We start from the raw sequence: 26,226 nt of genomic DNA on the forward strand, positions 1-26,226 counted from the left end.
CGGCGCGGTATGAGCTCCGCCGTGTGGTGGCAGAGGCCTATCCGTGCCAGGTCTTGGCTGGTCACACCCCCAGTTGGAGTCCATCCGCCGCTTCCTCGACCATGGCGAGACCGAGCCGGCTGACCCGTACGGAGAAGGGTGCTCCGGCCACCCGCAGTCCCGTGAAGCCGATCTCGCCCAGCGGGGCACTGCGCATCGGCCGGAGGGTCACCGTGCCGGCCGGGGCATCCGGGCGGATGCCGGCGAGCGTGGTCAGCAGCAGGACCCCTGCCGCCGCCGGGATCGCGGCGGGGCGACAGGCCGCCGGATGCGGCAGAGGGGCGCTGCCCTGCATGCGCTGCTCCCCGGCGTACATCTCGGGGAGGCGGTGGGCGAAGGCTTCCGCGGCCGCGAGGACGCCGCGCAACAGTCCGTCCGCTTCCTTCTCGTAGGCGGCGGCAGCCAGCCCGGCCACAGCGAGTGCCGTCTCCTGGAGCCGTACGGCACCCGCGCGATGGCCGAACGGGTTGTAGCCGGGCTCCCTGGCTCCCAGCCCGCGCAGGCCCCAGCCCGAGTCCATGAGGGGACTTCCCAGCAGCCGGGCCAGATTCTCCGTCTGCACCTTGTCGAGCAGGCCGGGAGCCGACTCCCCGCGCCCCAGCAACCCGGTGTCGAGGAGGTGGACGGCGGAGGCGGCCATGTGGGACACAGGTCTGCCGTCCGGGGTACGGGCCGCCGCAGGACGGCCTCCCCCTCGATCGTCGACCCAGAACTCCGTGCGAAACGCGTTCCGCAGGGACTGTGCCCACTGCCGCAGTTCCTCCGCGCCCGACCGGCCACCGGCCTCGAGGAGGTCGGCGCCGAGCAGCGCCGCTCGGTGGGCATGCGCCTGGCTCTCGCAGCGGGCCGGGCCGCCCGGGTACGGGTCCCGCAGGTACGCCTCGTCGCCCGCGGATCTCCGCAGCCATGTCAGGCACCGCTCGGCGGTGGGAAGCAACTCCTCCACTTCCTGCTCGGGCAGTCCCCAGCGGCGCGCTTCGGCGAGCAACGCGGGGAAGAGCAACGTGGCCTCGGTGCCCGTGCAGTGCGGGGGGAGGTGCGGACCCGCGTCCCGTCGCGGGCCCGGGATCATGCCCGCCTGTGATCCCGGGCCGGTGAGCTGGGTCCGGGCGAGGGCGCGCAGCGTGCCCCCGGCGAGGCCGGTGCCGAGGGGCAGCGCCATCCGGGCCGCGACGAGCGCGTCGGCGGGGCTCAGGCCGCATCGCCAGGGGACGCCTGCGGCGAGGTGGATGTCGCCGGGATGCGCGGCGTCACGCAGCAGGAGCGCTTGGAGGTCCTCGACGCTCGTCCGGAGGAGGGCGGCGGCTCTGGGATCGTCACCCTCCGCGCGTGCGGCGGCGAGAGGGCTCGTCGCCGCACGGCCGGCGGTTCGCAGCGGGCCCGTTCCATCCGGCCGCACCCGTAGTTCCACACTCGTGCTGCCGCCAGGGGGCAGTACGAGCTCCCACCGCAGCAATCCCGTCGAGGCCAGGGCGTCCGCGGGCGGTGGCTCGGCGGTCACGGTGACATTGGCTGCCGCGCTGGACCAGCGCAGGCCCGAACCGTGAACGCTGGCGGGCAGTTCCGGTCCCGCCTTGCCCGAGGCGATGGCCCGCAGGTCGGCGAGGTCCGTGCCCAGGGCGACCTCGACCGGCACCCGCAGCGGACGGGTGGCCGAACTGTGCAGGGTGATCCGCTCCGTGCCGTCCGCGAAGCGGTTGCGCTCGACGAACACGTCCGGGTCCGGGCCCGTCTGCGCGGAGGTGCGGAGCGTACCGACGAATCGGGCGCGATCGGCGGCGGCCAGCCGGGCCTGTATCGCGAGGGGTTCCTGTCCGGCCACGCGGACCTCGCAGCGGGAGAGTACCCGGCGACCGGCACGGTAGAACCCCTCCAGCCCCCGGCCGGTCAACTGCCCTCCGTCCGTCGAGATGGCCAATCCGGGCAGGGCCACGCAGGTCACGAGCGAGTGGGCCGGGGGCAGGTCCCCAGTGGGACGCCGCCCCGCCGGTTCCCGGCCCCGGGGTGGAGTGCCGGTGGCCCGGTCCACGGGGGATGGAGGTCTCGCCTGGTTCGACCGCACCGTCGGGGGTGCGGGCCGGAACCGCGGGTCGCTTTCGCGGAGTGCGGGCCGTGCGTGGTCAGGCGTCGGGGGCACGTCGTTCCTCGGCTGCGGCCTCCGACCGTCGCGGCCGGGCGATGAGGGCGGCGTGCCTTCTGGGCCTCCCCTACGAGGATGTGCAGGTGCGGTGGGGCTTTCCGGAGGCGGGGGCCCCGGAGGCGGGGATCCTCCCGGAGGGGAGCCGTCGGGGGCGGAGGAGGGCGGAGTCCGCTGTTGCATCGAAAGGCTTCCCTGCGCTCTGTGCCCCTGGATCGGGTTCCATGTCGGCGCCGGAGGGCTACGACGGAGCAGGGGCGGTGCGGCATCACACCCTGTTCAGGTGTTCCGCCACTCAGGTGAACGGCAAGGGTGTCCCCGGAGTCACGCCCGCTTCGCTGCCGCGAGAGCGTCGGGGTCGTCCGCCTGGTGATCATTCCTTCTCCTCGGCCGTGTGGCCGGGCTGCACGCCCTTGCGGTTCGTGACCCGACAGGGCGCCGGCGAGTTCTCGCGGAGGGGTCCGTCCGCGGTCTCCGGACGTCGGCCGGCGCTCGCGCTGAGGGACCGGGCGGTGTCCGCCGTCGACGGCCGGCGACGGCCGGGCCGTGCGGTATCTGCCGGTGCGCGGCCGGGACGGCGAGGGACCTGGTCACGGCTGTCCGGGAGGGCGCGGCCGAGAGTGTCGCCGAGAGTGGGACGTGCACGTCGGCGGCGACGTGCGGTGGGCTGTCCCCCTGACGGCCGGGGTGCGGCTGTGCCGGGGCCGAGTGAGGACTGGCCCTTCGCCTGGGCTTGGCCGCTCCTGTGGGGGTGATCCGCCTCCAGCGCACTGCCGTTCTCGCGTGGCTCCTCCGCCTCCCCGACGCGCACGGCCACACCGATCCGACCTTCCTGGCACTGCTCACCTCCCTGCATCCGATCGTGCGGCTGCTGGGACGCGCCGGTGGCGTCGGCCCGCACACGGCCGGTTCGCTCCGACCGGAGGCACCTGCGGACGGACTCGGGGTCGAGTCCTTCGTTGCAGGCCTGATGCAGCAGGCGGGCGAAGAGATAGTCGGGGTCCGCTCCCAGAGCCATGGCGAGGGCCTCCCGGGCCTCCAGTTCGTCGCCGGTGGACCAGGCGACCCAGCCGGCGAGGGTGAGCGGCGCCGCGGCGTGCTCGCCGTAAGGCCCCACGCACCGACGGGCCAGTGAACGCCACAGGCGCAGGGCGGAACCGGCCTCGTCCCCCTCCATCCACTCGGCCGCGCGGTCGCGGGTCGAGCGGTCCTGCAGTCCCAGGACCAGCTTCGCTGCCTCGTCGTATCCCAGCAGCTCGTCGTCGCGAAGATCCGCCAGCAGCGTCCCGGACACCGGCTGCGCCTCGGCGTAGCGGTCCAGGACAGCCGCTGCCAGCTGCACAGTCTCGTCGGCCACCGCCGCCCTGCCCGCGTCGTCCAGAATCCTGGGGACCAGCTCCATGCTGGCCCTGTCGAGTGCGGCCTCCTGCGCCAGGGCGGCTGCGTTCTCCCAGGGCAGCAGCCGCGCCCGCAGCTCCCGGAGGGTGCCGCGCACCTGGATGCCGGCGTAAGTGGCGGCGGCCGCCAGGACGGAGGTGCCGGGCAGGCCCATGGGGGTTCCCTCGGGCGGGCAGCAGGCCGCGTTGTCGCAGCAGTAGGACCAGTAGCGTCCCTCCGAGATGCACAGCGCCTCGACCACCACGGCATCGAGGGAACCGCACTCGGTCCGCAGCCTCTGGGCCAGAGGCCTCAGCCGCTCCATGACCTCCCGTCCGGTCTCGCCCCTGGCCGGCTCCTGGCACAGGAAGGCGACCATCGACTCGGGCCGGCTGCCCCGGCGCTCGCTGCCCCTGACCAAGCCGTGGGCCAGTTGCCGGGCTGCGGACGGCCAGTCGTCCGCGTTCCCAGGGATCCCGAGCCGGGCCCGGCCGCCGAACCGTCCGCGTCCGTCCCTGTCGTGGAGCGCGACCAGCACGATGCTGTCCTCGGGGCGGTATCCGAGCAGATACGGGAGGGCGTCGGCGAGCTCGGCCGGGGTGCGCAGGGTCACCTGATGCTCGCCGGGCCCGTCGTACGGGGTGGCCGCCGCAGGCAGGACGGGCCCATCGTGAGCGGTGTGTGCGGGCCGGCCCGGACCGTCGTCGCGTCGCTTCTTCTGCCCGCCGCTCGGGTGCTCCGCGTGTCCGTCGCGCCGGACACCTTCAGTGATGTCGCCGTTCTCGGAGGATCCGGTCGCTTCGCTGTGGTTCGTCATGCGGACACGATCTCGCGGAACGCGAGCCTTCGCTTGAGCCTGTGGACAAGTCCGGTCAGGTACACGCCACCGGCTCGCACCGGGCGCGGACTGCGGACACGCGGACTCCCGTCACCCCTGCCGCCGGCTCGCGCTGTCAGTGCGGTCCTGTTGTATGGAACGCATGGAGCACACGAGCAACGCGGAACTCCGGGCAGCGGCCGACACGGTCCTCGCCCGTCTCGTCGGCGACCCGTCCGGAGAGGCCCGGCTGCGCGAGGACCAGTGGCGGGCGATCGAGGCGCTGGTCGCGGACAGACGCCGTGCCCTGGTCGTCCAGCGCACCGGCTGGGGCAAATCCGCGGTGTACTTCGTGGCGACCTCGCTGTTGCGGGCGCAGGGCAGCGGCCCGACCGTCATCGTCTCCCCTCTGCTCGCCCTCATGCGGAACCAGGTCGAGGCCGCGGCCCGGGCCGGCATCCACGCCCGGACGATCAACTCCGCCAACACCGAGGAGTGGGACGCCGTCCAGAGCGAGATCGCGGCGGGCGAGGTGGACGTCCTGCTCGTGAGCCCCGAGCGGCTGAACAACCCGGACTTCCGGGACCAGGTCCTTCCCCGGCTCGCCGCCGCCACCGGGCTGCTCGTGGTGGACGAGGCCCACTGCATCTCCGACTGGGGGCACGACTTCCGGCCCGACTACCGCCGGCTGCGCACGATGCTCGCCGACCTGCCGCCGGGTGTCCCCGTGCTGGCGACCACCGCCACGGCCAACGCCCGCGTGACCGCCGATGTGGCGGAGCAACTCGGCACGGGGGGCGCCTCGGACGCCCTCGTGCTGCGGGGCCCACTGGACCGGGACAGTCTGAGCCTCAGTGTGCTGCGGCTGCCCGACGCGGCACACCGGATGGGCTGGCTCGCCGAGCATCTCGACGCGCTGCCGGGTTCCGGCATCGTCTACACGCTCACCGTGGCCGCGGCCGAGGAGGTCACCGCCTTCCTCCGGCAGCGTGGGCACACCGTGGCCTCCTACACCGGCAAGACGGAGAACGCCGATCGCCAGCAGGCCGAGGAGGACCTGCTCGCCAACAAGGTGAAGGCGCTGGTCGCCACCTCCGCCCTCGGCATGGGCTTCGACAAGCCCGACCTGGGTTTCGTGGTGCACCTCGGCTCGCCTTCCTCACCGATCGCCTATTACCAGCAGGTCGGGCGTGCCGGACGCGGTGTGGAGCACGCTGAGGTGCTCCTGCTGCCGGGCAGGGAGGACGAGGCGATCTGGAAGTACTTCGCGTCGCTCGCGTTCCCCCCGGAGGATCTGGTGCGCCGTACCCTCGATCTTCTCTCCCGGGCGGACAAGCCCCTGTCGTTGCCCGCGCTCGAACCTCTGGTGGAGCTGCGCCGCTCCCGCCTGGAGACGATGCTCAAGGTCCTCGACGTGGACGGGGCCGTCAAGCGCGTCAAGGGCGGCTGGATCGCGACCGGGCAGCCGTGGACGTACGACGCCGAGCGCTACGCGTGGGTGGCGCGCCAGCGCGAGGCCGAGCAGCAGGCCATGCGCGAGTACGCGTCCACGACGCAGTGCCGGATGGAGTTCCTGCAGCGTCAGCTGGACGACGAGGGGGCCAAGCCGTGCGGACGGTGTGACAACTGCGCGGGAGCGCGCTTCACGGCGGACATGTCCGAGGAGGCACTCGACGCGGCGCGCGTGGACCTGGGCCGGGCGGGTGTCGAGGTGGAGCCGCGCAGGATGTGGCCCACCGGGCTCCCGGCCATCGGAGTGGACCGCAAGGGGCGCATTCCGGCCGGCGAACAGGCCGCTCCCGGTCGCGCGCTGGGCCGCCTGTCCGACATCGGCTGGGGCAACCGGCTGCGTCCCATGTTCGCGCCCGAGGCCGCTGACGGTCCCGTGCCGGACGACGTGGCGAAGGCCGTCGTGGGCGTACTGGCCGACTGGGCGAAAGGCCCCGGCGGCTGGGCCCCGGGCGCGCCGGATGCCCAGCCGCGCCCGGTCGGCGTCGTCACCGTGGCGTCGCGCACCCGGCCCGAGCTGATCCGCTCGCTGGGTTCGCGCATCGCGGAGGTCGGGCGGTTGCCGCTGCTGGGGACCGTCGAGCACACGGGTGACGCCCCCTTGGTTCCCCGCAGCAACAGCGCCCAGCGCTTGAAGGCACTCGACGGCGCTCTCACGGTGCCGCCCGCACTCGCATCCGCCCTGGCCGAGGCCCAGGGCCCGGTCCTCCTGGTGGACGACTACACGGAGACGGGCTGGACCCTCGCCGTCGCTGCCCGTCTGCTCCGACGCTCCGGCGCGCAAGGGGTGCTGCCCCTGGTCCTGGCGGTGCAGGGATGAGGACCGTGCCGTGCCGGACGGCGTCGCCCTGCGCCCGGCAGGCCGGGGCGCGCGCTCCCGGCTGTCACCCCACCGTGAGGCAGGACGCGCAACCCGGCACGGCGGGACGCGCACACCTCTGGACGCCACGCACTTCCGTGACGTACGAACGTATCGGGCTCGAACGCCCCATGGGCGGACCGGTGTCGCGCGCGGTGGGGATATTAGCCGCGCATCATCCGATAAAGGTCGGCTGCCTCAATTGCTCGTTGCCGCATTCAAGTTCGACAGGAACAATTGAGGTCCGCTCCCCGCACGGCTCGTCCGCCGCTTCGGCAGGGCTTCGCCGCGGTGCGCGCTCCCAGGAACCCGACCCCGCCCGCAGTGTGGGCGCGTAGCCGAAGGGAGGACCGTGACCTTCGGATTCGCTCCGGCCGCGGCACCGGCGTCGACGCCCGCCGCCGCCAACCGCCTGCTCGAGCCCGCGGAATGGGCCGCCGCCGGGATCCCTCTCCTGCGCAACCCGCGCGAGGTCGTCAGCGGACTGCACGCGCGGCACCGTCCCCAGCCGGCGACCGCGGTCGTCGCCGTGCTCGACCCGGACGAACGACTGCGCGCCAGCGCCTCGTTCGTCCGCCGCCCGGCAGCCGCCGACGGCTGGATGTTCCGCAACGTGCTGCTCGCCCAACTGCGCCGGATCATTCCGCACGACCTGCGCCGCCGCACACCGGTACGTACCGCGGTGCTGCTCTACTGCCGTGAGGGCGACGCCCGGTGGACGGAGGAGGACGGCGCGTGGATGTGGGGGCTGCGCGACGCCTGCACCCTGCACGGGCTGCGCTGCGGCGCGTACATCACGCTGACCCGTGACGGCTGGCAGGTTCTCGGCGAGGGACGCGGCGGGCGCCGCCCGCACTCGGGCTCGGATCCCGAACCCTTCGCCACGTCCGAGGCACCGCCGCCCGCACCCCGTGCCGGTGGCGCCGCCTCCGACATACTGCGCCGCGCCGCGGCCGCACGCTGACCGTCCGACGGACCGCCCCGGTTGCTGCCGGGGCCACCCCTCTGCCACAGCACGGCTTTCCGCACGGGTCGACGTCGCTCCAGCCGGGCAACGGACGAGCCGGGCACCCAGGTTCGGCCCTGCTCGGCACCGTCACCCGCCAGTCGGACGGCTCTCGGGCACGCCGAACGGCCCACTGTGCCACGCCATCACCGCACCGGCGCTGCATCGGCGCCGGCGCCCGGAAACGACCTCGTACGACAGGTCAGACGCCCGCGCCGAGCACGGAGTTGATCCGCTGCGGGTCGCCGCAGACGATCAGCAGGGTCTTGGCCCGGGAGTGCGCCAGCGACAGGGCACTGACCGCTGCGGGCTCGTCACCGCCGTTGACGGCGACCACGACGACCGGGCGCGACGCGGCACGGGCCGCGACGGTCGCGTCCGCGTAGAAGACGTCGTCACCGGCGTCGTGCTGGGCCCAGTAGGAGGCTTCTCCGAAGGACAGCTCGTGAGCGGCCCACGGATGCTGCTCACCAGTCGTGATCACCAGCACCTCGCCGGGGGCTCGACCGGATTCCAGCAGCAGGTCCACGGCTTCCTCGGCAGCGTCGAGCGCACCTTCGGCGGAAGCGGAGATCAGCTGGATCTGCGGTGCGGCGGGAGCCGCGGTGCCGGGGGCGGGACCCGCCGGGGCGGGCTTGGCGGCCACATCACGCGGTGTGCGCTGCGCCGGCGGCGCGGGCCGGAGAGGCCCTGGACGACCGGGACGCGGCGGTGCCGCGGGACGGGGGCCGGGTACGGGACGGGGGGTCGGCGCGATGCGGCCGCTGGCCGGAGTGGCGCGGGGACCCTGGGCGCTCTCGTGAATCTGAGGCTCCTCGGGAATGAGAGGCATGGGTTGATATTTATCAAACGTTGGTGCGACCCGCGTCGGCGGGTGGTGCATGCACACGAACGAAACCGGTCAGAAGTCGAAGCCGAGCTGACCCTCGATCTCCGGAACGCTTCCGTCCGCCCAGCTGCGGACCTTCTTGAGGTGCCGCCACTGGGGCAGCGCATCAAGATACGCCCACGACAACCGGTGGTGGGGAGTGGGACCCCGCTCCGCCAGTGCGGCCTTGTGCACGGGTGAGGGATACCCGGCGTTGTCCGCAAAACCGAAGTCTGCATGGTCGATACCCAGTTCGGCCATCATTTTGTCGCGCTGGACCTTGGCGAGCACCGAGGCCGCCGCGACCGCCACACACGACTGGTCCCCCTTGATCACCGTGCGGACCCGCCAGGGCGCGCCCAGGTAGTCGTGCTTGCCGTCCAGGATGACCGCTTCGGGACGGACCGGAAGCGCGTCCAGAGCACGCCCCGCCGCCAGCCGCAACGCGGCGGTCATGCCGAGAGCGTCTATCTCCTCGGGGGAGGCGTGCCCCAGGGCGAACGACGTCACCCACGTGCGCAGTTCCTCGGCGAGTTCGGTCCGCCGCTTGACGGTGAGCAGCTTCGAGTCCGTGAGGCCTTCGGGTGGGCGGCGCAATCCGGTGATCGCCGCGCAGACGGTGACGGGACCGGCCCACGCGCCGCGCCCCACCTCGTCGACACCTGCAACGATCTTCGCTCCGGTCGTGGCTCGGAGGGAGCGCTCGACGGTGTGAGTAGGCGGTTCGTACGGCATGGCGCCCCTACATTACGCCGCCCTGATCCACCCGCGACACCCCGGTCGGCCTCTCCCCGGCCGCAGCATCGGCAGCACCGCGTCAGTCGCCGGCAGGCCGCAGCAGCGGAACCATCAACTGGTCGATCATCTCCTCGACTTCGCGATCCTGCCATTCGCAGCCGCACATCTTTGATCTGTACATCATCATCGCCGGGATGGCGTCGAAGACGTAACCGTTGGCGGCGTCGGGTCGCACCTCTCCCCGCTCGATCCCACGGCCGATGACTGCCCGCAGCATCTTCAAGGTGGGCTCCACCACCCCCTCGAAGATCACCGCGTGGAAGCGTTCGGCCTGCGCGGTGTCACATTCGTGAATGACCGACCGCAGCGCGAAACCGGGCCGGGAAAACATGGCGTCGCGAGCGCGCAGACACAGCACCAGGAGGTCCTCACGCACACCTCCCTCATCCGGCGTCTCGTCGAACCGGGGCAGCCCGGCGCGCAGGGCGTCGGCGACCAGGTCCTCCTTGGAGGGCCAGCGCCGATAGACCGCGGCCTTGCCGGTCTGGGCGCCGGCCGCGACGCCCTCCATCGTCAGGCCGTTCCAGCCGACCGTGCTCAGCTGCTCCAGGGCGGCGTCGAGGATCGCGCGCTCCAGCACGGCGCCGCGCCGGCGGGCGGTCGTCTGAGCGGGGGCGTCCGCCCAGCTGGGGGTGACCATCTGACTCTCTCCAACGGACCAAGGGAAGCGGGGATTCCGGGGACGGGGGACGCGCCGTGCGGCCTCAGCGGGGGACGTGCCGACGACGGCGCTGCGAGTGAACGCTTGCGTTCACTGTCGGGGACTCACTACGGTTGACGCGACAGTGAACGCGAGCGTTCACTAAGGCACTCGTGGGGGACCCATAGTGACAACCTCTCCATTGCTCCAGAACCAGAAGCCGGGCGCGGCCCGCCGGGAGGGACGCCCCGGCATCGCACTCACGGTCATCGCGGCCTGCCAGCTCATGGTGGTACTCGACGCGACGATTGTGAACATCGCGCTCCCGCACATTCAAGACGCGCTCCAGTTCAGCACCACCGACCTCACCTGGGTCGTCAGCTCCTACACCCTCACCTTCGGCGGCCTGCTGCTCCTCGGCGGCCGCGCCGGGGACATCCTGGGCCGGCGCCGGGTGTTCATGACCGGCATCCTGCTGTTCACCCTGGCCTCCCTGCTCGGCGGGCTCGCCCAGGAACCCTGGCAGCTGCTGGCGGCACGGGTCCTGCAGGGCGTGGGGGGCGCGATCGCGTCGCCCACGTCGCTGGCCCTCATCACCACCACGTTCCCCGAGGGTCCGGAGCGCAACCGGGCCTTCGGTGTCTTCGCCGCGGTCTCCGCGGGTGGCGGCGCGATCGGCCTGCTCGCGGGCGGCATGCTCACCGAGTGGCTCGACTGGCGCTGGGTCCTCTTCGTGAACGTCCCGATCGGCGTCCTCATCGCCGTGCTCACTCCGCTCTACATCAGTGAGAGCGAACGGCACACCGGCCGGTTCGACATCGCGGGTGCGGTGACCTCGACCGCCGGCATGGCCTCCCTGGTCTACGGCTTCATCCGGGCTGCGGACGAGGGGTGGCGGGACGGTCTCACCATCGGTTCCTTCGCCGCCGCCGTCGTGCTGCTGGCGGCCTTCGTGATCATCGAGTCCCGGGCCAAGGAACCGATCACCCCACTGCGGATGTTCGCCGACCGCAACCGCTCCGGCACCTACGTGATCATGCTGAGCCTGGCCGCGGCGATGTTCGGCATGTTCTTCTACATCGTTCTGTTCGTGCAGAACGTGCTCGGATACACCCCGATCCAGGCAGGCTTGGCCTTCCTCCCCGTGACGGTCGTGATCGCGCTCGGCGCGGGTCTGTCCCAGCGCTTCCTGCCCGTGCTCGGCCCCAAGCCGTTCATGCTCGTCGGCACGGCGCTCGCGACGATCGGCCTCGCCTGGCAGGCCCTGATCAGCTCGGACAGCTCGTACGTCGGCGGGGTGCTGGGACCGATGCTCGTGTTCGGCTTCGGCATGGGTCTGAACTTCGTGACGCTGACGCTCACCGCGGTGTCCGGCGTCGCCCAGCACGAGGCCGGCGCGGCCTCCGGACTGCTCAACACCATGCAGCAGGTGGGCGGTTCGCTCGGACTGTCGATCCTCACGACCGTCTTCGGCACGGCCATGAGAAGCGAGGCGGAGGAGCAGCTTCCGCACTTCATGGCCGAGGGCTCCGCCGAGCAGAAGGCGGAGTTCGCGACGACCCACCAGCTGCCCGCGCCGTGGGGTCACGAGGTACTGGCTCAGGGCATATCCGCGGCCTTCATACCGGCGGCCGCGATGGCCGTCCTCGCTCTCATCACCGCGGCGGTGGTGATCCGGGTCCGCAAGAGCGACCTGGAGGCACTCGCCGGCTCCGCCGGACCGGGCATCGGCTGAGCGAAATCCCCCGCGGGCCGGCTTCCGCGGCCCACCGGCTGGCAGGTCCGAGCCCTGTCGGCGGCTGACGGGCCGGTCCGCTTGCGCGGGCCGGCGCCCGCCGCAGGCACGAAAGACGCGCGGTACCGGCAGCCGGCCGCACCCCGCCACCGGACCACAGCGCGCACGGAGGGCGAAGACCGCCCAGCAGTGAAGCAGAAATACCGGTAGAACCCTCATGACCTCCCCCTGCGCTCGTGCACGACCTTTGATCCGGCGTCCGGGCCCCGAAGACTCACACAGCCGATGTCTTCACAACGCGCAGCCGGTCACGGAGAGTTCCCGGGACACACGCAGAGTTGCGAAGTCGACGAGCTAAGTGGCCGTGGGCACCCAGTCCGGGAGCGCTTCCGTGCGGGCCACCCACTCGGCAGGGGGCGTTCCGGCGTTTCCGGCGGCGATCACACCACCGACGATGGCGCAGGTCGTGTCGACGTCGCCGCCGGCCCGGGCGGTCGTCCAGAATCCCCGTTCGAAGTCACCGAGGCTACGGGCGGCCGACCAGAGGGCGAAGGGCACGGTGTCGTGGGCGGTCTTCCGCCGCCCGCATCCCAGCACGGCCGCGACCGTGGACGCGTCCCCGTAGTCCAGCATGTCCCGGGCCCGGCGCAGCCCCGCTCCCACGGCGCTTCTGGGCACCAGGTCGATGACCCCGTCGAGCAGGGCCTCGGCGCCGGGCGGCCCGCCGGGGGCCGCGGCGAAGGCGGCGGCCGCGGCGACGGCCATGGCGCCGACGACGGCCTCGCGGTGCTGGTGGGTGGTGTAGGCGGAGATCTCCGCCTGGTGGGTCGCCTGTTCCGGGTCGTCCGCGTACCAGGCGCCCAGCGGGGCGATGCGCATCGCGGCTCCGTTGCCCCAGGACCCCTGACCGTTGAACAGCCCGGCGGCGAGTTCGCGCCAGTCGCCGCCCTCCCGGACGAGCCGCAGCAGACGCCCGACCGCAGGGCCGTAGCCCCGGTCCGCGTCGTGGTGCTCGGCGAAGGAACGGGCGAGGGCGTCCTGGTCGATGCGGTGGTGGGCGGCCAGCACGGCGACGACGGAGCAGGCCATCTCCGTGTCGTCCGTCCACTGCCAGGGCCCCTCCGGCACCTCGCGGCGCTTGAGGAGCGGGTAGTTCACCGGCACGAAGTACTGGGAGCCCAGGGCATCCCCGACGGACAGCCCGCGCAGGCCGGCCAGAGCGCGGTCCAGGCGCACGTCGAGGGAGGAATCAGCGGTCATCGCCCTGCCACTCTATCCGGTGACCCCGTACGGTTCGGGATCGCGCCAGCGGTCGAACGGCCGGTCGAGCGCGTACTTGCCGTCGTCCCCGAGAACGAGCATCCGCACCTCGCCGTTCCCCGGGTTGGACAGCGACTCGAACTCCGCCACCGTCCAGTGGAACCACCGCATGCAGAACAGCCGCATGGCCAGGCCGTGCGTGACGATCAGCACGTTCGGCGGATGGTCGGGGTCCTCGAAACTGCGGAACAGGCTCTCCAGGAACCCGCCGACCCGGTCGTAGACGTCGGCCCCGGACTCCCCTTGGGCGAAGCGGTAGAAGAAGTGGCCGTAGGCGTCCCGGTAGGCCTTCTGCAGGCGCACGTCGTCCCGGTCCTGCCAGTTCCCCCAGTCCTGCTCGCGCAGCCGGGGCTCCTCGCGGACCCGTATGAGGCCGGGGTCGAGGTGGAAGGCGCGCAGAGTCTCGTGCGTGCGGCGGTAGGGGGAGACGTACACGCTGACGCGCTCGTCGCCGAAGACCTCGCGCAGGTGCTCGCCGGTGGCCTCGGCCTGCTGTCTGCCCCGCTCGGTCAGAGCCAGGGCGTGGTCGGGTTCACGCTCGTACACGGAGTCATCAACATTGCCCGTTGACTCGCCGTGCCGGACAAGGACGATGCGCCGTGGTCGTGCCATGCCGAAACCCTAGATCGCGTGGCGGCCCGTCGAGCACACATGCCGCACGGTTACAGCGTAGGTCACACACTTCCGGCACCTCGGTCCAGGTCCGCCGCTCCCCCTACCTCCTGCGCCCTGACCGGCAGCCGACCTCCACCTACCCGCGGTTACACGGTCCAGCCGGGCTCCATGTCCACGACGGCCCCGGTGAGCGCCGCCACGTCGGCCTCCGTCTGGGCACGCAGGGCGAGCCGCTCCACCCGTTCGGTGCGGTACTTGCCGTGCTCGGCGGCCGACCGCCACATGGACAGCACCAGGTACTCGTTTCCGGGTGCCTCGCCGAAGAGGCCGCGCACCATGCCCGGGGAACCGGCCATCGCGGGGTTCCAGACCTTCTCCTGCATCAGGACGAAGTGCTCCGCCCGCTCGGCGTGGACACGGCACAGTGCGACCCGCAGCAGGTCGGCGTCCGCGAAACGCGGTTCGAAGCCGGTCTTCACGTCGAAGCGGTAGTCGAAGAGCCTGACCCGGGCGTCCTTGAACGTGCCCGACTGCGCCGCCGCCAGCCGGTCGTGGGAGCGCGCCATGAAGGAGTCGTAGAAGGCGCGGCTCTCCCAGAAGGCGAAGATGTGCGCCACGTCAGGCCGCCTCCGGCTCCAGCCACCCCCCTGTCCCCGAAATCCCGGCTCCCCCAGAAGCCCCGCCCACTTCCGCTGCCCCCGCTCGAAACCGCGGCGGTCCACCACGGTGCAGCGAATCCACTTGACCAGCACCGCGCCATGGTAAGGCCCTCGGCGTGGCGTCGGTCACTCTCGGCCGGTCCGCTTCTCCACGCACGTCCCCGCGCGCGTGGCAGGATGGACAAGCAGTCGTCATCGCCCGGTAGTTGGGGCGAACATGCGGTCGGTACGGGGAAGGGGACTTGGGTGGACGGGCTGAACAAGGGGCTTCGCAAGGTCGAGATCGCGATGCGGTGGGACCCCAGTCCGGCGGGACAGCCGTCCACGGACCTGGATCTGGTGGCGGCGACCTATCCGGCGGACGCTCCGCACGGCGACCCGGCCTACGTGGTGCACTTCGACAGCCGCTCGCCCGACGGCACCATCTACCTCAACCGGGACAGCCGGGACGGCCAGGGCTTCGGCTACGACGAGGTCATGACGCTGGAGCTCGACCGGCTGGACGTCCGCTACGCGCGCGTGGTGGTCGGAGTCGTCATCCAGCAGCACCCGGCGGAGCGCACCTTCGTCAGTGTGATCAACCCGGGCCTGCGGATCCGTGAGGGCTACACCGTCCTGGCGGAGGACGACTTCGGCGGTGTCCTCGGGGCGACGGCCGCCACGGTCGCCGAGTTCGTCCGGGAGGGCTCCGGTCCGTGGGAGTTCCGCCCGGGACTGCGCGGCTTCGAGGGTGACCCGCTGGAGTTCACCAGGACGATGGGAGCGGCTCACCGGCCTTGAGCCGGCCGTACCGGACGGATGGAACTGCGAGTTCCGCTCCGGTTCGCACGCTGGTGCCGGCCGCCCGGGCACACCGGCGTCCGGCCCGTGGAGACGAGAGGGGCACCGCCCGAAGGCGGTGCCCCTCTGTCATGCGTTCAGGCGCTCGGCGTCAGCTGCAGCCGCTGGTGGAGCCGCAGCCCTCGCAGATGTAGCAGGAACCGGCGCGCTGCATCTTCGTGCCGCAGGAGAAGCACAGCGGGGCGTCGGCCTGGATGCCCAGCTGCATCTCGACCAGTTCGGCGCTGGTGTGGGCCTGCTGCGGGGCGGGCTTGGCCGCCTCTTCCGCCTTCGGCGCGGAGACGGCCTTCAGCTCCTGCGCGCGCGGCGCCGACTGGGCCAGGCCCTCGACGTCGACCTCGTCCTCGGTCGGCTCGTAGGAACCGGTCTCCAGGTGACGCTGACGCTCCTCGGCGGAGTGGATGCCGAGCGCGGAGCGCGTCTCGAAGGGCAGGAAGTCCAGCGCCAGGCGGCGGAAGATGTAGTCGACGATCGACTGCGCCATCCGCACGTCCGGGTCGTCCGTCATGCCGGCCGGCTCGAAGCGCATGTTGGTGAACTTCGAGACGTACGTCTCCAGGGGCACGCCGTACTGGAGGCCGACGGAGACCGCGATGGAGAAGGCGTCCATCATGCCCGCGAGGGTCGAACCCTGCTTGGACATCTTCAGGAAGACCTCACCGAGACCGTCGTCCGGGTAGGAGTTGGCCGTCATGTAGCCCTCGGCGCCGCCGACGGTGAAGGACGTGGTGATGCCGGGACGTCCCTTCGGGAGGCGCTTGCGGACCGGGCGGTACTCGACGACCTTCTCGACCGCGGTACGGATCGTCTCCTCGGCCTTCTCGGTGATCTCCGCCTTCTCCTTCTCCTTGGTCTTGGCGGAGAGGGGCTGGCCGACCTTGCAGTTGTCGCGGTAGATCGCCAGGGCCTTGACGCCGAGCTTCCAGGCCTCGAAGTAGATCTCCTCGACCTCCTCGACGGTCGCCGTCTCCGGCATGTTGACCGTCTTGGAGATGGCGCCGGAGATCCACGGCTGGATCGCGGCCATCATGCGGACGTGGCCCATCGGGGAGATGGCCCGCTCGCCCATGGCGCAGTCGAACACCTCGTAGTGCTCGGGCTTGAGACCGGGGGCGTCGATCACGTTGCCGTTCTCGGCGATGTGGGCGACGATCGCCTCGATCTGCTCCTCGAGGTAGCCGAGGCGGCGCAGCGCCTGCGGCACGGTGCCGTTGACGATCTGCATCGAGCCGCCGCCGACGAGCTTCTTGAACTTGACCAGCGCGAGGTCGGGCTCGACACCGGTGGTGTCGCAGGACATCGCGAGACCGATGGTGCCGGTCGGGGCGAGCACGGACGCCTGCGCGTTACGGAAACCGTTCTTCTCGCCCAGGCGCAGGACGTCGCCCCAGGCTTCGCTGGCGGCGGCCCACACCGGGGTGTCCAGGTCGTCCATGCGGACGGCCTTGTCGTTGGCGTCGGAGTGCTGCTTCATGACGCGCTTGTGGGCGTCGGCGTTGCGGGCGTAGCCGTCGTACGGGCCGACCACGGAGGCGAGCTCGGCGGAGCGGCGGTAGGCCGTGCCGGTCATCAGGGAGGTGATGGCGCCGGCGAGGGCGCGGCCGCCGTCGGAGTCGTAGGCGTGGCCGGTGGCCATCAGCAGGGCGCCGAGGTTGGCGTAGCCGATGCCGAGCTGGCGGAACGCGCGCGTGTTCTCGCCGATCTTCTGGGTCGGGAAGTCCGCGAAGCAGATCGAGATGTCCATCGCGGTGATGACCAGCTCGACGACCTTCTGGAAGCGCTCGGCCTCGAACGACTGGTTGCCCTTGCCGTCGTCCTTCAGGAACTTCATCAGGTTCAGCGAGGCCAGGTTGCAGGACGTGTTGTCCAGGTGCATGTACTCGCTGCACGGGTTCGACGCGGTGATCCGGCCGGACTCGGGGCAGGTGTGCCAGTTGTTGATCGTGTCGTCGTACTGGATGCCCGGGTCGGCGCAGGCCCAGGCGGCCTGGGCGATCTTGCGGAAGAGCGCCTTCGCGTCGACCTCCTCGATGACCTCGCCGGTCATCCGGCCGCGCAGCCCGAACTGGCCGCCCTGCTCGACCGCCTTCATGAACTCGTCGTTGACGCGGACCGAGTTGTTGGCGTTCTGGTACTGGACGGACGTGATGTCGTCGCCGCCCAGGTCCATGTCGAAGCCGGCGTCGCGCAGGACGCGGATCTTCTCCTCTTCCTTGACCTTGGTCTCGATGAAGTCCTCGATGTCGGGGTGGTCCACGTCGAGGACGACCATCTTGGCGGCACGGCGGGTCGCGCCGCCCGACTTGATCGTGCCGGCGGAGGCGTCGGCACCGCGCATGAAGGAGACGGGGCCGGAGGCGTTGCCACCGGAGGACAGCAGCTCCTTGGAGGAGCGGATCCGGGAGAGGTTCAGGCCGGCGCCGGAGCCGCCCTTGAAGATCATGCCCTCTTCCTTGTACCAGTCGAGGATCGACTCCATGGAGTCGTCGACGGACAGGATGAAGCAGGCGGAGACCTGCTGGGGCTGAGGCGTGCCCACGTTGAACCACACGGGGCTGTTGAAGCTGAAGATCTGGTGCAGGAGGGCGTAGGCCAGCTCGTGCTCGAAGATCTCGGCGTCGGCCGGGGAGGAGAAGTACTTGTGGTCCTCTCCGGCCTTCCGGTACGTCTTCACGATGCGGTCGATCAGCTGCTTGAGGCTGGTCTCGCGCTGGGGGGTGCCCACGGCACCGCGGAAGTACTTGCTGGTGACGATGTTGACCGCGTTCACCGACCAGAAGTCGGGGAACTCCACGCCGCGCTGCTCGAAGTTGACCGAGCCGTCGCGCCAGTTGGTCATGACGACGTCACGGCGCTCCCAGGCCACCTCGTCATAGGGGTGCACCCCGGGGGTGGTGTGGATGCGCTCGATACGCAGGCCCTTGCTCACCTTGGCGCTCTTGGCGCGGGAACTCCGTGCCGGACCGCTCGCCGTCTCTGTCATGCCGCCTCCCTGTACGGGCGAAAACGCCCTGAAGTGCACCGTTGTTCCCGATGCACGTTGTTCTGTCTGGTGTTGCGGGCGCCCACTCACACAGCCCGCAACAGGTCTTCTCATCGCCGCCGTCCGGCCGGCCCGGAGCTGCCTTCCGGGTCCGGCCCGCCACTCAGTCGGCGGCGCCTGCGGGCTCGGGGACCTGTGTGGTCCCTCCGGGCCCGCGGTCGTCTTCCTGGCTCCCCGCGTCGTCGCGGTCTCCGTCGTCCGCCTCGGGGTGTCCCGTCTGCGCCCTGAGTTCCGCGATGGCCGTCTCGAAGTCGTCGAGCGAATCGAAGGCCCGGTAGACGGACGCGAACCTGAGGTAGGCGACGAGATCCAGCTCCTGCAACGGGCCGAGTATGGCCAGCCCCACGTCGTGGGTGGTCAGCTCGGCGCTGCCGGTGGCCCGCACCGCCTCCTCGACCCGCTGGCCGAGCTGGGCGAGCGCGTCCTCGGTGACGGGTCGTCCCTGACACGCCTTGCGCACACCGTTGATGATCTTCGTGCGGCTGAAGGGTTCGGTGACCCCCGACCGCTTGACCACCATCAGTGAGCACGTCTCCACGGTCGTGAAGCGACGGGAGCAGTCGGGGCACTGTCGGCGCCTGCGGATCGACGTGCCGTCGTCGGTCGTCCGGCTGTCGACCACGCGACTGTCGGGGTGCCTGCAGAAGGGGCAGTGCATGAACTCCAACCCTCCTCACAGCAGACTCAGTAGCCTCGCAGGACCTCTTGCGCCCCACGAAGCAGCCCCAAGCATAGGCGATGACCATGGGCGCGGAGACCCGGGGGACCACAACTTCTGGGCTGCTGTAGCAATCCAACCACTACATGTGGGGATTGGCTCATACATCGAGGTCGCACGCGCGTGTCGCACGCGTGTCCCCTGGTGACGGGCGGCGAACCCGGCCACACCGGCCCCGCCGGGCTCCCTGCGGCACACCGGCACACCCCCGGGGCGCGACCCGGCCGGCGCACTTTCCGCACAGCCGTATCGCTGCGGCACATGCGGAGATACCGTGGGCGCCGCGAGGAGGGGGCGTGGGACTCCCGCGCAGATGAGGGCTGGTCCCGAGGCAGGGGAATGCCGGATGGCAGACTGGGGCAGCAGTCCACGAGGCGATCACCCCGGCGGTGAAGAGTACAGCAATGGGCCCTTTTGCCCGCCGGGCGGCGCGGCCTCCAATACACCCGGACACGCGATCGCGCCCACCGATCCACGTTTTTTCACTCGAACGTGTGTTTGGCGCAACCTTTCGAAAGCAACTACCGTTGTCCAGCAGGGAGACCATCGAGAGGGGCCGACGTGACCACCACCGCAGACAGTGCCGCCATCACTGCCCAGGACCGCTCCCAGGGCCGACTGGAGCCGGTGCATGCGATGAACGAAGCCACGAACCCTGAGGGGCACAAGCGCTCCCTGCCGGGCCGACCTCCGGGCATCCGGGCGGACAGCTCGGGGCTCACCGACCGCCAGCGCCGCGTGATCGAGGTCATCCGGGACTCCGTGCAGCGGCGCGGGTACCCGCCGTCGATGCGGGAGATCGGCCAGGCCGTCGGCCTCTCCAGCACCTCTTCCGTCGCCCACCAGCTCATGGCGCTCGAGCGCAAGGGCTTCCTGCGCCGCGACCCGCACCGCCCCCGCGCCTACGAGGTCCGCGGTTCGGACCAGGCCGCCACCGTGCAGCCCACGGACACGGCGGGCAAGCCGGCCGCCTCGTACGTCCCGCTGGTCGGCCGCATCGCCGCAGGCGGCCCGATCCTCGCCGAGGAGTCCGTCGAGGACGTCTTCCCCCTCCCCCGCCAGCTCGTCGGCGACGGTGAGCTGTTCGTCCTCAAGGTCGTCGGCGACTCGATGATCGAGGCCGCGATCTGCGACGGCGACTGGGTCACGGTGCGCCGCCAGCCCGTCGCCGAGAACGGTGACATCGTGGCCGCCATGCTCGACGGCGAAGCCACCGTCAAGCGCTTCAAGCGCGAGGACGGCCACGTCTGGCTCCTGCCGCACAACGCGGCCTACGAGCCGATCCCCGGTGACGACGCGACCATCCTCGGCAAGGTGGTGGCGGTACTGCGCCGCGTCTGACCCAGCGCACCGCGTCGGACGGGCCGGCAGGCCCGCCCCCAGACCGGGCCCCGGAACCCCTGCGCCGGTTCCGGGGTCCTGCGCTGTCCGGGGCCGTCACGACGATCCCGAGCCCTCTGCCGCCCTGCACAGGAGGCGCAGCAGGGACGGGCTGTCGCACGATGGTGCGCCACCGGGTCCCCTGAGTCTCCGCTGCCGGAAGCCGGTTCGGCCGGACGAGCGGTCTCCCGGGACCGGCCCGGAGTCAGGCGTCTTCCGCCTGCTCCGTCACCGCCTCCGCCTGCTTCGCCTCCGCCTGCTTCGCCGCCGCGTCGATCGCCGACAGTGACCTGCGCACCTGATTCCGGTCCGTCGTGAACCAGAAATCCGGCAGCGACGCCTTGAGGTAACTTCCGTACCGCGCCGTCGCAAGACGCTGATCCAGCACGGCGACCACTCCACGGTCACCCGACGCCCGCACCAGACGGCCGGCGCCCTGGGCCATCAGAAGCGCGGCGTGGGTCGCGGCGACGGCCATGAATCCGTTGCCGCCCGCGTCCTCGACGGCCTTCTGGCGGGCACTCATCAGCGGATCGTCCGGACGCGGGAACGGGATCTTGTCCATGACCACCAGCTGACAGCTGGGGCCCGGAACGTCCACGCCCTGCCACAACGACAACGTGCCGAACAGGCAGGTCTCGGGGTCGGCCGCGAAGTTCTTGATGAGCTCGCCGAGCGTCTCCTCGCCCTGGAGGAGGATCGGGAACTCGGGGATGCGCGTCCGCAGCTCCTCGGCGGCCAGCTGCGCCCCGCGCATCGAGGAGAAGAGGCCCAGGGTGCGACCGCCCGCCGCCTGGATCAGCTCCGTCAACTCGTCGAGCATGTCGGCGCGGTCACCGTCCCGCGCGGGTCGCGCGAGGTGCTTGGCGACGTACAGGATGCCCTGCTTGCGGTAGTCGAAGGGCGAGCCGACGTCGATGCCCTTCCACTTCGGGACGTCGTCCCCCTCGGTGCCCTCGGGGGCCAGCCCCAGGGAGGCGCCGACGCCGTTGAAGTCGCCGCCGAGCTTCAGCGTCGCGGACGTCAGGATCACCGAGCGGTCGGTGAACAGCTTCTCCCGCAGCAGACCCGAGACGGACATGGGGGCGACGCGCAGGGAGGCACCGAAACGGTCGTGACGCTCGTACCACACGACGTCCCATTCGGAGCCGTTGGTGATCCGTTCCGCCACGTCGTGCACGTTCTCCACGGAGGCGAGGGCCTGCTTGCGGACCGCGTCCTCGTCCTGGACGGACCTGTCACGTGTCGCGCCGATCGCGGAGATGACCGTGCGGCAGGCGTCGCGCAGGGCCATGAGGGCGTACCCGAGGTCCTCCGGAATCTCCTCGAGACGGCCCGGAAGCGCCAGCTCCATCAGCCGCTCGAAGCCCTCGGCGGCGGTCTGGAGCTGATCGGCGGCCTTCTCGTTGACGAGCTTGGCGGCCCGGCGCACGGCGCGGTTGACCTGGCCGGGCGTGAGCTCGCCCGTGGCGACCCCGGTGACCCGCGAGACCAGTTCGTGAGCCTCGTCGACGATCAGCACCTCGTGCTGCGGGAGCACGGGGGCGCCTTCGATGGCGTCGATCGCGAGCAGCGCGTGGTTGGTGACGACGACCTCGGCGAGCTTCGCCCGCTCCCGCGCCATCTCGGCGAAGCACTCCGCGCCGTACGCGCACTTCGATGCGCCGAGGCACTCCCGCGAGGAGACCGACACCTGGGCCCAGGCGCGGTCCGAGATGCCCGGCGTGAGGTCGTCGCGGTCTCCGGTCTCCGTCTCGTCGGCCCAGTCGCGCACCCGCAGCAGGTCCTGGCCCAGCTTGCTGGTGGGTGCCGCCGCCTCGAACTGGTCGAAGAGGCCCTCCTCCTCGTCCTGCGGGACGCCCTCGTGCAGACGGTGCAGACACAGATAGTTCGACCGGCCCTTCAGCATCGCGAACTCCGGGCGGCGGCGCAGCAAGGGGTGCAGCGACTCGACCGTCCTGGGCAGGTCTCGCTCGACCAGCTGGCGCTGCAGGGCCAGGGTGGCGGTCGCGACCACCACCCGCTCCCCGTGCGCGAGCGCGGGCACCAGGTAGCCCAGCGACTTGCCGGTGCCGGTGCCGGCCTGGACCAGCAGGTGGGAGCCGTCGTCGATCGCTTCCTCGACGGCTTCGGCCATGGCCACCTGACCGGGGCGCTCCGTGCCGCCGACGGCGGCGACGGCAGCATGCAGGAGTTCGGGGAGTGAGGGCTTCGTCATAGCGCGACCACCCTACGACCCGCCACTGACAAACGGGTGATCAAGGCGGCGGAGGCAGGCGGGAGCGGGGCTGGGACACGGGAGGGAGGCGCGGCGGGCACGGAGGGCGGGATCAAGGTCGGACTCCTTGACGGGGCTGGGCGAGTCTGGGAGTGGCGTGCAGTCCGGATTCCTCGTTGCGTGCTGGATGTCGGCGTGCCGGATTTCTTGTCCGCGGGCGGGAACCACGGCGACCGGCACCACGTTCGATGAGTGACGGCGCGGTGACGCTGCGCTACAAGACGTGCTGGAGTGACCGGTCCCGCACCATGAGGGCGCCCGTCTTGCCGGGCAGGGCGACCTCGGCGGAGAACCGGAAGCCGGCGGTGAGGAAAGCGGCGAGGGAGGGGGTGTTGCGGATGTCGGGTTCCGCGACGACGCGTGCGCAGGAGGGTCGCCGCGCGAGAACGAGATCGGCCACGGCGCGGAGCAGCGAGCCGCCCAGACCGCGCCCACGGTCGGGAATCTCACCGAGCAGGAGATGCAGCCCCGTGTCGTGGGGCCGTGCCGGGTAATACCGGGCCAGCGGATCCAGATCGGCGCGGTAGATCTCCCAGTAGCTCATCGGTCTCCCGTCCAGCACGCCGACGCACGGCACGCTGCGTCCGTCACCGGCGAGCTGGGCGCGGATGTGGTCCTCGACCACGTCCTGGGGACCGGACAGCTCCCAGAAGGCCGCGGCGGCGGGGTCGTTCATCCAGCGGCTGATCAGCCGGAGGTCGCGTTCCAGGCGCACGGGGACGAGGTGGAACGCGCCCGCGGGCGTCCGGACCGGTCCCCAGCCGGCGATCCCGTCCAGGAGGTCGTCGAACACCGGGCGGGAGCATGAGTCGTCAGGGGAGGAGAGCCAGTGATGCGCTGTCCACCAGGTGTCGTCCGGCTTCGGTCCGACGGACCCCGGCGCTTCCCCCTCGACGGAAGCGAGGAGTTCCTCGGGCAGACGCAGGTCCAAGGTGTCCTCACCCTGCTTCTCGGCACCGGGTTCTCGCGGGCCCTCTTCACCCGCGACGGCGCCGACGTCATCTCCCGGACCTTCGCCAGGGCCGACGTGGGGACGAGGGGTGGCGGGGCGAGGGCCGGGTTCGGCAGGGCCCCCACGGTCGCGGTGCCGGACGGTCGGAGGGCTGACGGCGATGTGAGTCTCGGCGGTCGGCTCAGCGGGAAGCACCGAGGGCTCCTCTCGGACAGGGGTGAGGTACGTCCTCAGGGGGTCGGAAGGGAGGGATGTAAGGCGGTCGGACGAAGCCGGTGGAGGGCGTGAGCGGCTGACGTGATCACGAGTGAAGGGGATTGGCGATGGTGACGTAGACGGACTGGGTGTCGACCGGGCCGACGAGTTCGTCCATGCCGTGCAAACGGGTCAGCAGGTTGGCCTTGCAGCGCAGGACCGGCGAGTCGAGCAACCGGGCGGGCAGCGAGGACCGCAACCGGTCCGGGCCGGCGGCCGTGCGCTGGAGGAACCGGCGGAAGGCGGCGAGCAGCAGCCGCTCATCGGCCAGCCGCTGAGAGCCGAACGCTCCGATGAGTCCGAGCACGTTGTTGATCGCCAGGTAGTACGCGAGACGCTCGTCGGCGATGTCGTCGTGCACGAACGTGTCGCTCCGTCCACCGATGCCGGGCAGCCGGGCGTCGAGGTGCGCGCGCCGGGACTCCCGGAAGTAGTAGCCCTGGTTGTCCCGGTAGCGGCCGCCGATGGGCCAGCCGGCGGTGTCCAGCAGGAGCAGGATGTTCTGCTGGTGTGCCTCCAGGGCGACGCCTGCCTCACCGTCGAGCCACAGGACCGGGCGGACCACGTGCTCGAGGTAGCGCAGCAGCCACTCGACTGCGACGGCCCCTGGGGGACGGCCGGTCCGGCGGGCGAGGTTCGTGACGATCCGGGCCAGACGTGACCGCATGAGCGGCGAGACCGGTACGGGCCGCAGTGTCCCTGCTCCTGCCTCGGACGGTACCGGTGACGCCGGAACCAGCGAGGGAGGCATCGGCGGCGACGGAAGAGGTGGGCACGGACGGAGGGAGACGAGCCCGGCGACGCAGGAGACGTCGTCGGAGGGGGCGAACGGGTTGTGACGGATCACGACGTCCAGTCCGGCCGACGGGGCGCCGTCCGGGGCGTCGACAGCCAGCCACGCGGGGTCGCGCACGATGTCGAAGCCCGGGTGGGTGGCCTGCCACTGCCGGGCGAGGCCTGCACGGAGCAGCCGGTGCACCTCCACGCCGCGGTGGAGTTCCTTGCGCAGGTTCTCTCGACGGGAGTTGGTGATGCGCAGGCCGAGGGACAGCTTGAGCATCGCAGGGGCGCCGGAGCGGTAGACGGTGCGGACGGAGGAGGTGGGACGCCAGGAGGTCCCGTGGGTGCCCAGATCACGTAGCAGTCCGCTGTCCAGCAAGGCGGCGGTCTCGGGCCGGTGACGGACCTCGCGGGCCTGCCAGGGATGGAGGGGCAGCAGGGCGTACCCGTCGGGCGGGGCCAGACCGGGCCCGGCCAGGCGCGCGGTGAGTGTGGTCGCGGCGACAGGGCGGCCTCGTTCGGTCCAGGAGGTGTCGGTGGCGAGGAGGGACTCGGCGACGGCCATCCAGTGCAGGGGGAAGGAGCCACGCAGCTCCGGTGAGAAGAGCCTGGCTTCGGCCTCCGGGAGTTCCTCACGGCTCTTGGGAGCGGGGTGCAGCGGATGCCCCAGGAGGAGGGCCTGTTCCGCGGCGAGGAAGTGATCAGGGCCGTCGGCCGGGTGCTGCCGGCGGTCGCGGACGAACACGGTGACGCGACGGACCGAGTCGGCGACACCCGCGACGAACTCGACGCCGTCAGGAGCAGCGATGTCACCGGCGGGGCTGGAGGGTCCCAATGGCCGTGCGTGCGGGCGGCCCGTGCGACCGTCGGTGTCTCGGCCGCCCCCGGCGGTTCGCACGTGGTCGGGAATCGGGTCGCAGGTGTGTCCCGGGTCGCGACGACGGCCCGGCTCGAGTCGGCGCGTCGAGGTCTCCCGGGCGAGAAGCGCGGCGACCGTGACGGCGTCGGCCGGGGGCGCGTGGTCGGGGGCGTCGGCGAGGCGCGGTGGATCGAAGCGGTGCCAGCCTGCCGGGGACCAGTAGCGGACCGCAGCGAGGAGGGACGTGCCGCTCGACGGGAGCGGAATGCGCAGGACGCCGTCGACGGGGGCGGGGTGGTCGGTCTCGCGCGCCCAGCACCGGAGGAGGTTCTCGACGGCGGCGGCCTGGGCGACGGCGCGCGGGTCCGGATCCTCCAGCGGGTCAGTGCCCGAGCTGTGGGCCTTCCCGCCGCCGGCCGGTTGCCTCGCCGGCCCCTGACGAGGAACCACGGGAGGGGTCGACACAGCCGGCGTCCGCGAGCTTCCGGGGTGGGTGACGTGCTGGTCCGGCGTCGTGGAGCGACCGTCGGGCTCGGGATCGGGGATGGCGTTCAAGGCGGACACCTCGTGGAGGGGGGTGCGGGACATGCAGTGGGTCGGGCTGGGGCGCGGGCGAGCGCGGCTTCTCGGGAACAGGTCCGAGGTCAGTCGGTGCCGATCCGTAAGCCCGGGCAGTGCGGACCCGCCTCGGCGAAGCGGATGCGCGAAGGGGCGGCGGGAGATGCGCCCCCTGCGTGACGTG

The 26,226-nt window shown here is 71.4% G+C and carries 18 protein-coding genes; 5 read left to right on the forward strand and 13 right to left on the reverse strand.

Annotated features, from left to right (window positions below; genetic code table 11):
- Positions 1-61: 61 nt before the first annotated feature.
- Both Q5694_RS25425 and Q5694_RS25430 read right to left on the reverse strand, forming a co-directional pair.
- The gene (locus Q5694_RS25425; RefSeq protein ID WP_443040934.1) at positions 62-1,930 is read right to left on the reverse strand and encodes a glycogen debranching N-terminal domain-containing protein; all 1,869 of its coding nucleotides are present in this window, start codon (positions 1,928-1,930) and stop codon (positions 62-64) included.
- A 619-nt stretch (positions 1,931-2,549) separates the two neighbouring features.
- Complete coding sequence (locus tag Q5694_RS25430; RefSeq protein WP_333935667.1) at positions 2,550-4,370, reverse strand: DUF4192 domain-containing protein; 1,821 nt, start codon at positions 4,368-4,370, stop codon at positions 2,550-2,552.
- Between the two features lie 163 nt (positions 4,371-4,533).
- Here Q5694_RS25430 and Q5694_RS25435 point away from each other — a divergent pair, with 163 nt between their 5' ends.
- Entirely contained in the window at positions 4,534-6,699 is a 2,166-nt protein-coding gene (locus Q5694_RS25435; RefSeq protein ID WP_333935668.1) for a RecQ family ATP-dependent DNA helicase, read from the forward strand.
- Between the two features lie 391 nt (positions 6,700-7,090).
- Complete coding sequence (locus Q5694_RS25440; RefSeq protein WP_333935670.1) at positions 7,091-7,702, forward strand: hypothetical protein; 612 nt, start codon at positions 7,091-7,093, stop codon at positions 7,700-7,702.
- Positions 7,703-7,946: 244 nt separating this feature from the next.
- Here the strand turns inward: Q5694_RS25440 and Q5694_RS25445 are convergent, their stop codons facing one another.
- The 3 genes from Q5694_RS25445 to Q5694_RS25455 all read right to left on the reverse strand — a co-directional run bounded on the left by Q5694_RS25445 (position 7,947) and on the right by Q5694_RS25455 (position 10,050).
- The gene (locus Q5694_RS25445; protein WP_333935671.1) at positions 7,947-8,576 is read right to left on the reverse strand and encodes a hypothetical protein; all 630 of its coding nucleotides are present in this window, start codon (positions 8,574-8,576) and stop codon (positions 7,947-7,949) included.
- A 69-nt stretch (positions 8,577-8,645) separates the two neighbouring features.
- Complete coding sequence (locus tag Q5694_RS25450) at positions 8,646-9,347, reverse strand: ribonuclease HII (protein WP_333935672.1); 702 nt, start codon at positions 9,345-9,347, stop codon at positions 8,646-8,648.
- 82 nt (positions 9,348-9,429) lie between these two features.
- Entirely contained in the window at positions 9,430-10,050 is a 621-nt protein-coding gene (locus Q5694_RS25455) for a TetR/AcrR family transcriptional regulator (RefSeq protein WP_333935673.1), read from the reverse strand.
- Positions 10,051-10,237: 187 nt separating this feature from the next.
- Between Q5694_RS25455 and Q5694_RS25460 the strand changes: the two genes are divergently transcribed.
- Positions 10,238-11,785: an MFS transporter gene (locus Q5694_RS25460; RefSeq protein WP_333935674.1), complete on the forward strand. Its 1,548-nt coding sequence runs from the start codon at positions 10,238-10,240 to the stop codon at positions 11,783-11,785.
- Positions 11,786-12,139: 354 nt separating this feature from the next.
- Here the strand turns inward: Q5694_RS25460 and Q5694_RS25465 are convergent, their stop codons facing one another.
- The 3 genes from Q5694_RS25465 to Q5694_RS25475 all read right to left on the reverse strand — a co-directional run bounded on the left by Q5694_RS25465 (position 12,140) and on the right by Q5694_RS25475 (position 14,472).
- Positions 12,140-13,045, reverse strand: coding sequence for an ADP-ribosylglycohydrolase family protein (locus Q5694_RS25465; protein WP_333935675.1), 906 nt, complete (start codon positions 13,043-13,045; stop codon positions 12,140-12,142).
- Positions 13,046-13,057: 12 nt separating this feature from the next.
- Positions 13,058-13,717 carry a histidine phosphatase family protein gene (locus tag Q5694_RS25470; RefSeq protein ID WP_333935676.1) on the reverse strand — a complete coding sequence of 220 codons (660 nt, stop codon included), beginning with the start codon at positions 13,715-13,717 and terminating at the stop codon, positions 13,058-13,060.
- A 149-nt stretch (positions 13,718-13,866) separates the two neighbouring features.
- A complete protein-coding gene (locus Q5694_RS25475; RefSeq protein WP_333935677.1) occupies positions 13,867-14,472 on the reverse strand; it encodes a YdbC family protein in 606 nt (201 codons plus the stop codon).
- Between the two features lie 153 nt (positions 14,473-14,625).
- Here Q5694_RS25475 and Q5694_RS25480 point away from each other — a divergent pair, with 153 nt between their 5' ends.
- Entirely contained in the window at positions 14,626-15,159 is a 534-nt protein-coding gene (locus tag Q5694_RS25480) for a TerD family protein (protein WP_333935678.1), read from the forward strand.
- Positions 15,160-15,310: 151 nt separating this feature from the next.
- On the opposite strand, the gene Q5694_RS25485 is transcribed toward Q5694_RS25480, so the two are convergent.
- Together Q5694_RS25485 and nrdR are read right to left on the reverse strand one after the other, a co-directional pair.
- On the reverse strand, positions 15,311-18,202 hold the full coding sequence (locus Q5694_RS25485) for a vitamin B12-dependent ribonucleotide reductase (protein ID WP_333935679.1): 2,892 nt from the start codon (positions 18,200-18,202) through the stop codon (positions 15,311-15,313).
- A 163-nt stretch (positions 18,203-18,365) separates the two neighbouring features.
- Positions 18,366-18,920 (reverse strand): transcriptional regulator NrdR, encoded by a 555-nt coding sequence (gene nrdR / locus Q5694_RS25490; protein ID WP_333935680.1) that lies wholly within the window; start codon positions 18,918-18,920, stop codon positions 18,366-18,368.
- Positions 18,921-19,541: 621 nt separating this feature from the next.
- Between nrdR and lexA the strand changes: the two genes are divergently transcribed.
- Positions 19,542-20,321, forward strand: coding sequence for a transcriptional repressor LexA (lexA, locus tag Q5694_RS25495; protein ID WP_333935681.1), 780 nt, complete (start codon positions 19,542-19,544; stop codon positions 20,319-20,321).
- 244 nt (positions 20,322-20,565) lie between these two features.
- Here the strand turns inward: lexA and Q5694_RS25500 are convergent, their stop codons facing one another.
- The 3 genes from Q5694_RS25500 to Q5694_RS25510 form a co-directional block, all read right to left on the reverse strand.
- A complete protein-coding gene (locus tag Q5694_RS25500) occupies positions 20,566-22,578 on the reverse strand; it encodes an ATP-dependent DNA helicase (protein WP_333935682.1) in 2,013 nt (670 codons plus the stop codon).
- Positions 22,579-22,852: 274 nt separating this feature from the next.
- Complete coding sequence (locus Q5694_RS25505) at positions 22,853-23,785, reverse strand: GNAT family N-acetyltransferase (protein WP_443040935.1); 933 nt, start codon at positions 23,783-23,785, stop codon at positions 22,853-22,855.
- A gap of 106 nt (positions 23,786-23,891) precedes the next feature.
- Positions 23,892-26,072: an IucA/IucC family protein gene (locus Q5694_RS25510; protein ID WP_333935684.1), complete on the reverse strand. Its 2,181-nt coding sequence runs from the start codon at positions 26,070-26,072 to the stop codon at positions 23,892-23,894.
- Positions 26,073-26,226 lie beyond the last annotated feature (154 nt).

This window comes from Streptomyces sp. AHA2, assembly GCF_036857595.1.
GTDB lineage: Bacteria > Actinomycetota > Actinomycetes > Streptomycetales > Streptomycetaceae > Streptomyces.